Source organism: Nostoc sp. WHI (assembly GCF_015714725.1).
GTDB lineage: Bacteria > Cyanobacteriota > Cyanobacteriia > Cyanobacteriales > Nostocaceae > Nostoc.
Window position 1 is genome coordinate 1 of sequence record NZ_WBKM01000138.1, and the last position, 12,534, is coordinate 12,534.

A 12,534-nucleotide genomic window follows, 5' to 3' on the forward strand; every position below is an offset into this window, starting at 1 on the left:
ACGCCGAAATAACAAATGAGTATGCCGAAATAACAAATGAGTATGCCGAAATAACAAATGAGTATGCCGAAATAACAAATGCATACGCCGAAATAACAAATGAGTATGCCGAAATAACAAATGAGTATGCCGAAATAACAAATGCATACGCCGAAATAACAAATGCATACGCCGAAATAACAAATGCATACGCCGAAATAACAAATGCATACGCCGAAATAACAAATGCATACGCCGAAATAACAAATGAGTATGCCGAAATAACAAATGAGTACGCCGAAATAATATATGCGTTCGTCATGATTGCAACAATTTAGCTTTGTCACGCCAGCGTAACGCACCCTTCTCCTATCTGACTTTTGCCGTTAAGTCTTGAAAGGCTTATGGGTAAAGGATTTAAGAAACAGCACAGTATACTTTGTGAGGGTTGGCAGCTTGCAAAAGAGACTTAACGGGAAAAGTCAGGTTTTTACACTCCGCAAAAACTGTGCATAAAGTGAAACTTCGCCAGGGGAGGCGATTCACAGAGAAGATTTTTTTTAAGCAGAGAATTAATAGCAGTAATTAACACTGATTAATTCTTCATCTTAACTTTACAAAAAATGTCAAGCAAAAAATCTATTTTTAATAGTATGTCATGTGAACAACATTACACTGTTGGATTTTTACTTATGAACCACTTTTGTCGAAAAATTGCATCAACTGTCCAGCGTTTAAACAATCTGCAAGCATTCAGTCTAGGACTAGCAACACTAACCGTGGCGCTAACGGGAGGAACTGCTGTTGCTGGTTCCTTTTCTGGACCTACTTTCGATCCTTCTAATCCATTTGACCCAGGGGTTCCAGGATTTGTTGGCCCAGATGGCCTTGGTAAAGTTACTCCAAATAACTTTGTCAACCCAATTTTTGTGGGTTTTGCAACAGAAGTTAAAGATTACTCGCCAGCACCAGGTATAGTACCAAGCTTTTCAAATCCGGCAAAAGCTTTGGGTGCAGTGACGGCTCAATTTGATGATGTCGTTTCTTTGGGGGAACTCACTGCTGACCAACTTGATGCTGGAATAGTCCCTGGTCAGATTACTCTAGGCTTCGATTCTATAATTCGCAATGGGACTGGTGCTGATTTTGCTGTATTTGAAAATGGCTTCGAGTTTTCGGGAGGGACTTCTGCAGAATTGGCTTATGTGGAAGTTTCTACCGATGGCATTAACTTTGCCCGTTTTCCTAGTACTTCTCTAACTCCAAACCCAGTGGGTTCCTTTGAAGTTGTCGATTCAACCGATATTTTTAACCTAGCAGGTAAACATGTCAATAATGCTTTTGTTGACAAGATTACGGGCGAGGTAATTAGTGATTCTTTCGGTACTCCCTTTGACTTAGAAACCTTAAACACTGAACCATTGGTAACCAGTGGATTATTAAACCTCAATCAGATCAATTTTATTCGACTTGTGGATATTCCAGGTCGTGGTGATTTTCTAGATGCTTCTGGTAATGGGATTTTTGACCCTTACCCAACCTCACCAGGTGGTGGTGGGTTTGACTTGGAAGCCATTGGGGTAATAAATGCTACACAAGTTCCCGAACCGTCAACTCTTTTCGGTATTTGTGCAGCTATAGGATTAGGAGCTTGGCTAAAAAAGCAAAAGAAGAATCCTGGCTCGACCAATAATGTGTAGCGTACAACTGCTCATACCACTCAACACATAAACCATACTTGCAAAAAGAAGATAAAAATGATGCTCCGCAATTTATTCCGAATACTAAGTCTAGCAACTGTAACCATAGAGGTACTTTTCTCACCTGTCTCAAAGGCCTTAGCACAGAATGTGACTCTGCCGCCTCCGGAATCTGGTTCGTTTTCTACAGCATTTGACTTTATTCCTGATGGCAGATTAGTCATTTTTACTGGTACTGAGGTCAGAATCCAGACGCAGCAGGGTAGCTCAAACTTTGACCTGATAGGAAATCTTCCACCTGAGTTTCGTGGTGGCAGTGATCCTGCCTTTGTCGTCACTGGTCTGGGTGGAAACTTTTTCATTCTGGGTACAGGAGCGGGGGGTTCTAAATTCCCTAATCAGCCGTTTAACGGCAGTATCTTTCTCTTACCCAGGACTGGTGGTCAAGCAAAGTCGGTAGCACTAATCCCGTTTCATGCTGCTGCCGACTTTCGGCGTCCACTAGAGCTATTCATCAATCGGGGTGAAGCGAGTTTCTCACGCTCTGCCGTTGAACGCCTTAATCTAAAAAACAACAAAGTTCAGACAGTCATCGACAATATTCCTGGTGCTTCATCTGGAGTGGGGGTTGACCGTCACGGTAACATTTATACCGGAATTGGTTTTGATCCAAATGGAGCGCGGACAGGAGAAATTCGGCGTTTCTCGCGCACGAACATTAATCGGGCAATCCAAACACAAGTGCCACTCAATTTTGATAGTGACGGTGTGTTTGTAGCCAAAGTCTTAAGCGCTGGTAATCTTGTCTTTGATCAAGAAGGTGATCTTTGGGTCGGGGGTGGTGACTTAGCTGGCGGTGGGCAACAGGGTTTTATTGCTGAGATTGATCCGCAAACAGGTACAGTGCTTCGACGCATAGATCCTACTGACGGCAACCCAGACGCCGGGACAACAACTTTCTTCAGCATTGCAATTAGCAAACCTTTTTCTTGCACAATTGGGGCAGTAAATTCCTTTGACCCAAACAGAACATTCTTCAAGATTAACGCGTGTCAGAAAAAGTTACCGTAGGATAAAAATGAGTAACTCTCTATCAATACGTCACTGAAATTGCTAACTGACTTTTCACGGTATGTAGAAAGTCAGTTAAATAAGTTCCAGCAAAATATCTGCCTCAAATGTTACTAAATTAATAGCACGACAACGGGTGATTGCCTCAGTTAAATGGCGATCGCTTTTCTCTATATTGCCGTTAACTCGGTGGGCTGCACCTAGTCCCAAACATCAGGATATTTTCTGCGTGCGTACTCATTTGCTAATTCTAGCGATCGTTGGGCTGCGACTAGAGCAATGGCAACAGGATTAGTATCTTGTCGCCAACGAGATGCGACAATTATCCAACCACTAGCGCAGGTGATTGATTTGGCGTTGGTTGATATCCACTTTAAGAGTGCTGCTGAATTTAAGCGGGCGTTGTTAAATGCGTTGTGATGGTAGAGTTTACAGTAGTTTTTATGTATTTAATCTACATCTGTGGTAGGCGTCTTGCGCCCCTACTGGCGTGGCACAGCTAAAATAGTACGTTAGATGTAGGTTGGGTGGAGCGGAGCGCAACCCAACACATATCAAGATGTTGGGTTACGCAAAGCCTCCACCCAACCTACAATTTTTTTGCAACATTTTAGCCTTGCCACGCCCCTACGATAGAATATTTTTTTAATTGGAAGTCGCTAGAACAGCACGGCGTAAGTAAATCGCTTCTCACCTTTGGCGAATATTCCGAATTACGAATCAGCGTCATGGTGACAACTAAATGAAAGCGTCAAAATAGAAGACACAGGCTTTGTACAAAAAGCCTTGCCTTTATTAACGGAGTTTATTATCAGTGGTATTAAAAGTACAGACAAGCATCTACGAAGCTAAAACCCAAGAAATTGCTAAACAACTTCTAGCAGCAACGACGGAAAATCGTTCGTTTTTTTCTTCCCTGCGGGATCAAATGCGCTGGGATGATAAATTACTAGCTTGGGCAATGAGTAATCCTGGCTTGCGGGTGCAATTATTTCGCTTCATAGATACGCTACCGGCTTTGCACAGTAAATCAGAAATTGCCTCACATTTACAAGAATATTTAGGTGATGAATCTGTAGAATTGCCGGCAGCTTTGAAGGGGATGCTAAATTTTGCTAACCCCGACTCGATGCCAGGACAAGTTGCTGCTACAACTGTTGGTACTGCGGTTGAGACTCTTGCTCATAAATATATTTCTGGCGAAAATATTAAGCAAGTCATCAAAACAGTTGAACGACTGCGAAAAGAAAAAATGGCTTTCACCATCGATTTACTTGGTGAAGCGGTGATTACCGAAGCCGAAGCGCAGTCTTATCTAGAACGCTATCTAGAATTAATGCAACAATTGGTGGAAGCATCGAAGAATTGGACGGCTATTCAGGCTATTGATGAGGCTGATGGCGAACCGATCCCAAAAGTTCAGGTTTCTGTGAAGTTAACGGCGTTTTATTCCCAATTTGATCCATTAGATGCTAAAGGTAGTGAGGAGCGAGTTAGCGATCGCATTCGGATTCTCTTACGTCGTGCTAAAGAATTAGGCGCAGCTGTGCATTTTGATATGGAACAGTATGCCTATAAGGATATAACTCTCAGCATCCTGAAAAAACTCTTACTAGAAGAAGAGTTTCGGCAACGCACAGATGTGGGGATGACAATTCAAGCATATCTGCGTGATGGTGAGCAAGATACTAAAGACTTAATTTCTTGGTTGAAAGAGCGCGGTTATCCTCTGACAATCCGCTTGGTGAAAGGCGCATATTGGGATCAGGAAACTATCAAAGCAGCCCAGAAGCATTGGACACAGCCAGTTTACAACGAGAAAGCGGCAAGTGATGCTAACTTTGAAACCATTACTCAATTGTTGCTAGAAAATCATCAATATGTGTATTCTGCCATTGGTAGCCATAATGTGCGATCGCACTCTCGCGCCATTGCCATCGCTGAAAGTTTAAATGTCCCCCGGCGTCGGTTTGAATTGCAAGTCCTCTATGGGATGGGGGATAAGGTAGCGAAGGCGTTGGTTGACAGGGGTTATCGGGTTAGGGTTTACTGTCCTTATGGTGAATTATTGCCGGGGATGGCGTATTTAATTCGGCGGTTGTTGGAGAATACGGCTAATAGTTCTTTTTTACGGCAGAATTTGGAAAATAGGCCGGTGGAGGAGTTGTTGGCGGCGCCGGTTGTGGATTTTTCTCACGCAGAGACGCAGAGGCGCAAAGAAGAGGGGGGTTTTGGTGGGGCGGCGGATACGGATTATGCGGTGGAGGAGGTGAGAAGGAAGGCGGCGGAAGCTTTTCAAAGGGTTCGTCAGGAGTTGGGTAGAACTTATTTGCCGTTGATTAATGGGGAGTATGTTAATACGCCGGAGTTTGTTGATTCTCTCAATCCTTCTAATTTTAGTGAGGTAGTTGGTAAGGTTGGGTTGATTAGCGTTGAACAGGCGGAACAGGCGATGCAAGCTGCGAAAGCGGCGTTTCCTGGATGGAAGAAAACACCAGCTAAAGAACGCGCTGATATTTTGCGGAAAGCGGGTGATTTGATGGAGGAACGCCGCGCCGAACTTTCAGCTTGGATGGTTTTGGAGGTTGGGAAACCAGTTAAGGAAGCTGATGGAGAGGTTTCTGAAGCGATAGACTTCTGTCGGTATTACGCTGATGAGATGGAACGGTTAGATAACGGTGTTAATTATGACATCCCTGGTGAAACTAATCGTTATATTTACCAGCCACGGGGTGTTGTTGTAGTGATTTCTCCCTGGAATTTTCCACTAGCGATCGCTTGTGGGATGACTGTCGCAGCTTTGGTTTCAGGCAATTGTACTCTCCTAAAACCTGCGGAGACATCTTCTGTAATTACGGCCAAACTCACAGAAATCTTAATTGAGGCTGGTATCCCTAAAGGTGTATTTCAATACGTACCTGGGAAGGGTTCACAAGTTGGGGCTTACTTGGTAAATCATCCAGATACTCATGTAATCGCTTTTACTGGTTCCCAGGAAGTTGGTTGTAAAATTTACGCAGAAGCGGCAATGCTGAAACCCGGACAAAAGCATCTAAAACGGGTGATTGCGGAAATGGGTGGGAAGAATGCGATTATTGTCGATGAAAGTGCTGATTTAGACCAAGCTGTTGTGGGGGTAGTGCAGTCGGCATTTGGTTACAGTGGACAAAAATGTTCTGCTGCTTCAAGGGTAATTGTGCTGCAACCGATTTATGATAGCTTTGTGCAACGGTTGGTGGAAGCGACAAGATCCTTGAATATTGGGGAAGCAGAGTTACCAAGTACGCAAGTTGGGCCAGTGATTGATGCTAATGCCCGCGATCGCATCCGCGAGTATATTGAGAAGGGTAAGGCAGAAGCAGAAATAGCGTTAGAGTTACCATCACCCGAACAAGGATATTTTATCGGCCCTGTGATCTTTAGTGAAGTATCGCCAAATGCGGTAATTTCCCAGCAAGAAATTTTTGGCCCTGTACTGGCGGTAATTCGGGTGAAAGATTTCAAAGAAGCCTTAGCAGTGGCCAACGGGACAAACTACGCTTTAACTGGCGGACTTTACTCTAGAACACCTTCGCACATTCAACAGGCGCAGACAGAGTTTGAAGTCGGGAATTTGTACATCAACCGTAATATTACAGGAGCGATCGTTGGACGGCAACCCTTTGGTGGATTCAAACTTTCTGGAGTAGGTTCTAAAGCAGGTGGCCCTGATTACCTCCTGCAATTTTTGGAACCACGCGCAGTCACAGAAAATATTCAGCGTCAAGGTTTTGCACCAATTGAAGGTGCTGATTAAACTATAGAAAAAGGTGGGTTTTTCCCCACCTTTTTTGATATACTAACCGCAGAGATAGTTTGATGAGTAATTTAGTCATAAAAGTTGCTGATTTCCCTGAAGAATTTCCAGCGATCGCAGCAATTAGAAAATCAGTTTTTCAGCAAGAACAAGGGGTAGATCCCGGTTGAGAATTTGATGGCAAAGGTAAAATATCTAATCATTTGATTGTTTATAGGACTTACGCATTGACAAGAAAGAGTAAATATGAGTTATTTGAAAAACCACATTTGTCGTAGGGGCAATTCATGAATTGCCCCTACCGTGCGGGTTTACAACAATCAAAGAATGATTCATAAAAACCTGAAACGACGTATTTACGTTGATACACAACATAATTCTTTTGTACAGTGCGTAATATCATGTCCGGCCAATCACTTACGGTATGTCATTGCGAATGTAACCCAGTGAAATGAAGCAATCGCAAGGTTTTGAGATTGCCACGCGACCCTCGCAATGACAAGCATTTAAACGGACATGATATAAGTCCTAGTTTATTGAGATGAGAGCGAAGTAATGGCAAAGGCTTAGTTTCTCGTCACGAGTGCGTAAGTCCTAATAGTTAATAAAAATATTTCGAGAAGTTGTGATTCACGCGCAAAAGTCTCTATTAATTTAGAATTTAGCAAATACCTGGCGATAAAAAGAAAATCTGTATAACTTGATTCTAAATTAGGTATCGTTCAGAGTTAAAATAGCAAAATTATCTGAAATTGTGGTTAAAGCTACAAAAAATTGTCACAACAACTAACTAATACCGTGTTTCCAGCCTCGGTCTTCCGACTAGAGAATGGTTTAACATTTATTCATCAAGAAATTTCCACTACCCCTGTAGTTGTGGCGGATGTTTGGGTGCGTGCTGGAGCAAGCCTAGAGCCAGAACCGTGGTTCGGCATGGCGCACTTTTTAGAACATATGATTTTTAAAGGGACGGCGACGCTACCGCCTGGAATGTTCGACTACAACGTTGAAAACCGGGGTGGCGTGAGTAATGCGGCAACAAGCTATGATTATGCTCATTATTCACTCACCACAGCTGCCCCTTATTTAAAAGATACTTTGCCCTACTTGGGAGAATTACTGCTCAATGCGGCGATTCCAGAAGAAGAATTTAGCCGCGAACGGGATGTAGTGTTAGAGGAAATTCGCTCCTGTCATGACGATTCTGACTGGATAGGATTCCAAGCTCTAATTCAAAGCATCTATCAGCGTCACCCTTACGGACGTTCGGTGCTGGGTACTGAGCAAGAACTGATGCAGCAGTCACCAGAAGCAATGCGCTGTTTTCACCGCGCCCACTATCAGCCGGAAAACATGACGGTGGTAATTGTAGGGGGTATAGCCCAGCAACCAGCTTGGGAAATGGTAAATCGTTCATTTACTAATTTTGCCGAACGCTCTAATTGTCCGCAGTTTGAGAAAGTGGCAGAGCCAGTGATAACAGGAATTCACCGTCGAGAACTGTATTTACCACGCATAGAGCAAGCGCGATTATTGATGGCGTGGCTGGTACCCGGAGTAGAGGAAATCCGTACTGGCTATGGTTTAGATTTGTTGTCGGTGTTATTGGCAGAAGGGCGAACTTCGCGTTTAGTGCGCGATTTACGAGAAGATTTGCAATTGGTACAAGGAATTTGTAGCAATTTCTCTCTACAACGGGAATCAAGTTTATTTACAATTACTGCCTGGTTAGAGCCAGAAAATATAGAGGAAGTTGAGTCCTTGATTTGCGCTCATTTGGATGATTTGCAAACTATAGGAATTAGTGAACATGAACTTGCCCGTACACGCAGGTTGCTATGTAACGAGTATGCGTTTTCTACCGAAACGCCAAATCAGCTTACAGGACTTTATGGGTACTACAATACCATTGCTCAGGCTGAATTAGCTGTGACATATCCCCAGCAGATTCAGTCCTTTGATGCCCAAGAACTGCAAAAATTAGCTAAACAGTATCTCTCGCCGCAGAATTATGCGGTTACTGTACTTAAACCCTGTTAGTCATTAGTAAAGAACAAATAACCATGCCGATTTTGGATTAAAGAAAAAATCTAAAAAATCGGTTTCAATCCCCCGAACTCAGCCGTGAAGAAAAATCAAATAATTTCATTGTTTCAGAACAACAAATTTATTTGTGGGGCAATCTAAAATTTAAAATCCAAAATCCAAAATTGAGTGACAAAGGACAAAGGACAAATGACAACCTTGCTGCAAAAATCGCCTATCCATCGCACCGTATTGAATAATGGCATTGTTGTGCTAGTAGCAGAAAATCCGGCTGCGGACATTATTGCGGCGAGAATCTTTGTGCGTGCTGGTAGTTGTAACGAAAACCGAGAGCAAGCGGGGTTGGCACATTTACTATCAGCAGTGATGACAAAGGGATGCGATGGACTTTCTAGTTTGGAAATTGCCGAAATTGTCGAGTCTGTAGGGGCAAGTTTGAGTGCGGATGCTAGCAGTGATTATTTTTTGCTATCTTTCAAAACGGTAACATCCGATTTTGGGGAAATTTTAACATTGGCAGGGCGAATTTTGCGATCGCCTACTTTTCCTGAAACTCAAGTCGAACTAGAACGGCGTTTAGCACTCCAAGATATTCGCTCCCAAAAAGAGCAACCCTTCACCGTCGCTTTTGAACAAATGCGGCAGGTAATGTACCAAAATCATCCATACTCTATGTCAGTGCTAGGAGATGAAACTACCATGAGTCGCTTAACTCGTGCGGACTTAGTGGAGTATCATCAGACTTATTTTCGTCCAGATAATATAGTAATTAGTATTGCTGGTAGGGTAACACCCACAGATGCAGTGGCGTTGGTGGAAGAAGTTTTTGGAGATTGGCAAACTACAGCCCAAGCACTGCCAATACTGAATTTACCTGAAATTAAGGTGGAACCGCAGGTAAGGCTGAAGCCAGTACAGACACAACAATCAATCGTGATGCTCGGTTATTTGGGAACATCGGTGAGTTCTGTAGACTACGCCCCACTGAAGTTGTTGTGTACCTACTTGGGAAATGGGCTTTCTAGTCGCTTGTTTGTCGAATTGCGCGAAAAGCGAGGTTTAGCTTACGAAGTATCCGCCTTTTACTCAACAAGGCTATTTCCAGCGTCCTTTATAGTTTACATGGGTACAGCACCGGAAAATACCACTATAGCCCTGGAAGGACTGCGTACAGAGGTAGATTTATTGTGTACCGCCGAAGTATCCGAAAGCGCACTCCAAGCTGCTAAAAACAAGATCCTGGGGCAGTATGCTTTAGGTAAACAAACGAACGGGCAAATTGCTCAGATATACGGCTGGTATGAAATTTTGGGCTTAGGAATTGATTTTGACACCAAGTTCCAAGAATTGATTGCACTGGTAAGTGCTAAGGATGCGATCGCCGCAGCTTGTAAGTATTTAAAATTACCTTACTTGTCTTTAGTAGGTCAAGAAGAAGCAATTAATCGAGCGATCGCATAAGGAAGATTATATATGATTACAAATACAACAGCTGCTTTTTAGACAAAGCGGCTGTACCATTAGCATGAGAATATTCTGGGAGAAAATTCCATGCAAGGCAGCCTAACAGTAAGTATTTTGAGTTACTTAAAATTACTAGATCCAACTGTAAATCGCTGTAGGGTGGAAAAACGGCAAAAAGGTAGGTGGACAAAAAGCTGTAAATCTTTATCAGCCATTAAAATACTCTTGTTCTCCATTACGCCTCTGCTTATTGCCTCAACGACTGTAGTATCAATAGCAGCGCCCCAAAAAATAGCTCAAGTAAATCCTGGAGATGTTATTAACCGCCCTACCCTGAAAGTTGGTAGCCAAGGCGAACGCGTGTCTGAACTTCAAGCAGCTTTAAAACTTTTGGGTTTTTACTCTGGTGTCGTAGATGGTAAATATAGTGAGAATACGGCCAGTGCTGTTTCCCGGTTTAAACAAGCAGCTGGCTTAAATCCAGATGGTGTTGTTGATGCCAGCACTTGGCAACGACTTTTCCCTAAAGAAGCGATCGTAGCATCAACAGTTCCTTCATCTAGTCCAAGATTTAACTCACCTACGAATTTTCCGGTTCCAACCCAGGCTAGCAACCTCACCAACGTTGCAAATCCCAGCCCCAATCCACCAAGACAAGCTGTAACACAAGTTCCTACCAGCCCCAATCCACCAAGACAAGCTGTAACACAAGTTCCTACCAGCCCCAATCCACCAAGACAAGCTGTAACACCTGTTCCGACTAACCCGGAGCCAAAGCCTGCTAACCCAAGGCAAGCTAAAATTCCAAGGGCACAGAAAACGCCAAATCGTACTACCTCAACTACACGAACTCAGTCAAACACAAGTACTAAGCGAACTCCTGGTATTCAATACACCGCAGAAGGAATGCCAATTTTGCGTATAGGGTTACGTGGTTCTGAAGTTGTCAAGTTGCAACAACAACTGAAAAGGCTTGGTTACTTGAAAGGCCAGCCAGATGGAGACTTTGGCGTGACAACCGAAGCAGCTGTGAAAGCAGTACAAAAGCGTTATGGTTTAGAAGCTGACGGCGTAGCTGGTGGGGCTACCTGGGAGATTCTTTTGCGGCGTTAGCCTTTACCCGTACTCTCAAAGCTTGCTATGGGTAGCGTCTTGTCCGCCGTAACCAAAGGCGTATACAAGATGCTGCCCTACAAAACTGGATAATTTATTTTTTGGAAACCCCTACAGAGGTTTCTTGACTTAGAAAAACCTCCGTAGGGGTTTTGTGCTTCACACCATTTTTATGAATTTAATTCGGTACATCCTGCAATACGATAAAGATACCCCGATTGGAAGTATCTCTCTATGTCAGTGCTGAAAAATTACATTGCTTTTGGGCTGACTAAAGAGGACAGCAATTTCAGGAGTCAAGCACAACGACACTTAATTGCGTTACAGATCACAGCAAGCAATAGGGAAATTAATTAAACTTACGGCTAATTCTTCTAAAAAACTTATGCAACACTTTTTATTAACTTGGCTCGGTAGTGCGGTGGCGTTATTTATTACTGCTAATATCGTTCCGGGATTCTTTATCAAGAATTTTGTGACTGCCTTGGTTGCTGCCTTTATTATTGGTCTGGTTAATGCATTTATTAGACCAATTTTGCAGATTTTGGCGTTTCCGATTACCTTACTCACCTTCGGTTTATTTACATTAGTAATCAATGCCTTAGCCCTTTGGCTGGCAAGTGTCCTAACTCCTGGTTATGGTTTTGAGATTCAGGGCTTTTTACCTGCTTTGTTAGGTTCGATTGTGCTAGCAATTGTTTCTAGCATAATTAACTATTTTTTGAGAGTTGTTGACTAGAAAAATTAGTTAAGTTCTGTAATATTCATAACATTTGAAGCTTGGGCAACAGCTAGCGTTACCGCTCCTGATTGCCCTTGTAACTGAAAAATTCGTTTAGGAACTAAGAACCTCACCCGCAATTCCTCTATGCTTGTAAAGGGAAAAACAGTGAAGGATGTGAGTTGAGAGGCTGCAAGAATAGCAGCTGCCTCTGCGACGCTAGGTGTACCTACTTTGTGGTCGGTAATTGTGGTAGGGTTGGGGACACAGACAGAGCGAAGGATTTGGGCAGAAAAGGTTTTTAAGGGCAAATTGCGTAGGTTGCAGAATTCTACTAAACCAACTTCCGAAGCTTTAGTGTCGATAGTAGCAATACCCGCGATCGCACTTTGAAAAAGTTGATTTTCTCGAAAGACTTGCTCAATCGCCTTATCGATCAACTGACATGAAGTTCCTCGTTTACAACCGATTCCTACCCATAAAACCTCTTGCACTTGGTCTATTTCCTGATTAAATTCGTATCTAAAAGCGATCGCTCGAAGATAATTTGACATCCAACAAAACGCCCTTTTCCATCAGCTTTAACTCAACTCTTCCTCCGCGCACCTTTGCGTTACCTCCGCGTACCTTTGCGTTAAAAAAAC

General features: G+C 43.1%; 11 protein-coding genes. 10 read left to right on the top strand and 1 reads right to left on the bottom strand.

Going from position 1 to position 12,534, the window contains the following annotated elements; all coding sequences use genetic code 11:
* From F8S12_RS13905 to F8S12_RS13945, 10 genes are all read left to right on the top strand, one after another.
* On the top strand, positions 1-317 hold a 317-nt coding region (locus F8S12_RS13905; protein ID WP_196516854.1), incomplete at its 5' end, for a hypothetical protein.
* A gap of 354 nt (positions 318-671) precedes the next feature.
* Positions 672-1,679: a PEP-CTERM sorting domain-containing protein gene (locus tag F8S12_RS13910; protein WP_196516855.1), complete on the top strand. Its 1,008-nt coding sequence runs from the start codon at positions 672-674 to the stop codon at positions 1,677-1,679.
* 150 nt (positions 1,680-1,829) lie between these two features.
* A complete protein-coding gene (locus tag F8S12_RS13915) occupies positions 1,830-2,750 on the top strand; it encodes a hypothetical protein (RefSeq protein ID WP_196516856.1) in 921 nt (306 codons plus the stop codon).
* A 136-nt stretch (positions 2,751-2,886) separates the two neighbouring features.
* Positions 2,887-3,045: a hypothetical protein gene (locus F8S12_RS40580; protein ID WP_230968005.1), complete on the top strand. Its 159-nt coding sequence runs from the start codon at positions 2,887-2,889 to the stop codon at positions 3,043-3,045.
* Complete coding sequence (locus F8S12_RS13920) at positions 3,030-3,170, top strand: hypothetical protein (RefSeq protein WP_196516873.1); 141 nt, start codon at positions 3,030-3,032, stop codon at positions 3,168-3,170. The genes F8S12_RS40580 and F8S12_RS13920 overlap by 16 nt, the downstream gene beginning before the upstream one ends.
* Before the next feature lie 394 nt (positions 3,171-3,564).
* The gene (gene pruA, locus F8S12_RS13925; RefSeq protein ID WP_196516857.1) at positions 3,565-6,546 is read left to right on the top strand and encodes an L-glutamate gamma-semialdehyde dehydrogenase; all 2,982 of its coding nucleotides are present in this window, start codon (positions 3,565-3,567) and stop codon (positions 6,544-6,546) included.
* A 798-nt stretch (positions 6,547-7,344) separates the two neighbouring features.
* Complete coding sequence (locus F8S12_RS13930) at positions 7,345-8,586, top strand: M16 family metallopeptidase (protein ID WP_196516872.1); 1,242 nt, start codon at positions 7,345-7,347, stop codon at positions 8,584-8,586.
* A 195-nt stretch (positions 8,587-8,781) separates the two neighbouring features.
* Positions 8,782-10,053, top strand: coding sequence for a M16 family metallopeptidase (locus F8S12_RS13935; protein WP_196516858.1), 1,272 nt, complete (start codon positions 8,782-8,784; stop codon positions 10,051-10,053).
* A 90-nt stretch (positions 10,054-10,143) separates the two neighbouring features.
* A complete protein-coding gene (locus F8S12_RS13940) occupies positions 10,144-11,169 on the top strand; it encodes a peptidoglycan-binding domain-containing protein (RefSeq protein ID WP_196516859.1) in 1,026 nt (341 codons plus the stop codon).
* A gap of 385 nt (positions 11,170-11,554) precedes the next feature.
* A complete protein-coding gene (locus tag F8S12_RS13945; protein ID WP_196516860.1) occupies positions 11,555-11,908 on the top strand; it encodes a phage holin family protein in 354 nt (117 codons plus the stop codon).
* 5 nt (positions 11,909-11,913) lie between these two features.
* On the opposite strand, the gene F8S12_RS13950 is transcribed toward F8S12_RS13945, so the two are convergent.
* Positions 11,914-12,444: a cobalamin biosynthesis protein gene (locus F8S12_RS13950; protein ID WP_196516861.1), complete on the bottom strand. Its 531-nt coding sequence runs from the start codon at positions 12,442-12,444 to the stop codon at positions 11,914-11,916.
* Between the last annotated feature and the right edge of the window lie 90 nt (positions 12,445-12,534).

Excerpts from the sequence above, each read along its gene's own strand:
- F8S12_RS13910 (WP_196516855.1), top strand. The coding sequence starts at position 672 with ATGAACCACTTTTGTCGAAAAATTGCATCAACTGTCCAGCGTTTAAAC.
- F8S12_RS13920 (WP_196516873.1), top strand. The coding sequence starts at position 3,030 with ATGGCAACAGGATTAGTATCTTGTCGCCAACGAGATGCGACAATTATC.
- F8S12_RS13935 (WP_196516858.1), top strand. The coding sequence starts at position 8,782 with ATGACAACCTTGCTGCAAAAATCGCCTATCCATCGCACCGTATTGAAT.
- F8S12_RS13940 (WP_196516859.1), top strand. The coding sequence starts at position 10,144 with ATGCAAGGCAGCCTAACAGTAAGTATTTTGAGTTACTTAAAATTACTA.
- F8S12_RS13945 (WP_196516860.1), top strand. The coding sequence starts at position 11,555 with ATGCAACACTTTTTATTAACTTGGCTCGGTAGTGCGGTGGCGTTATTT.
- F8S12_RS13950 (WP_196516861.1), bottom strand. The coding sequence starts at position 12,444 with ATGTCAAATTATCTTCGAGCGATCGCTTTTAGATACGAATTTAATCAG.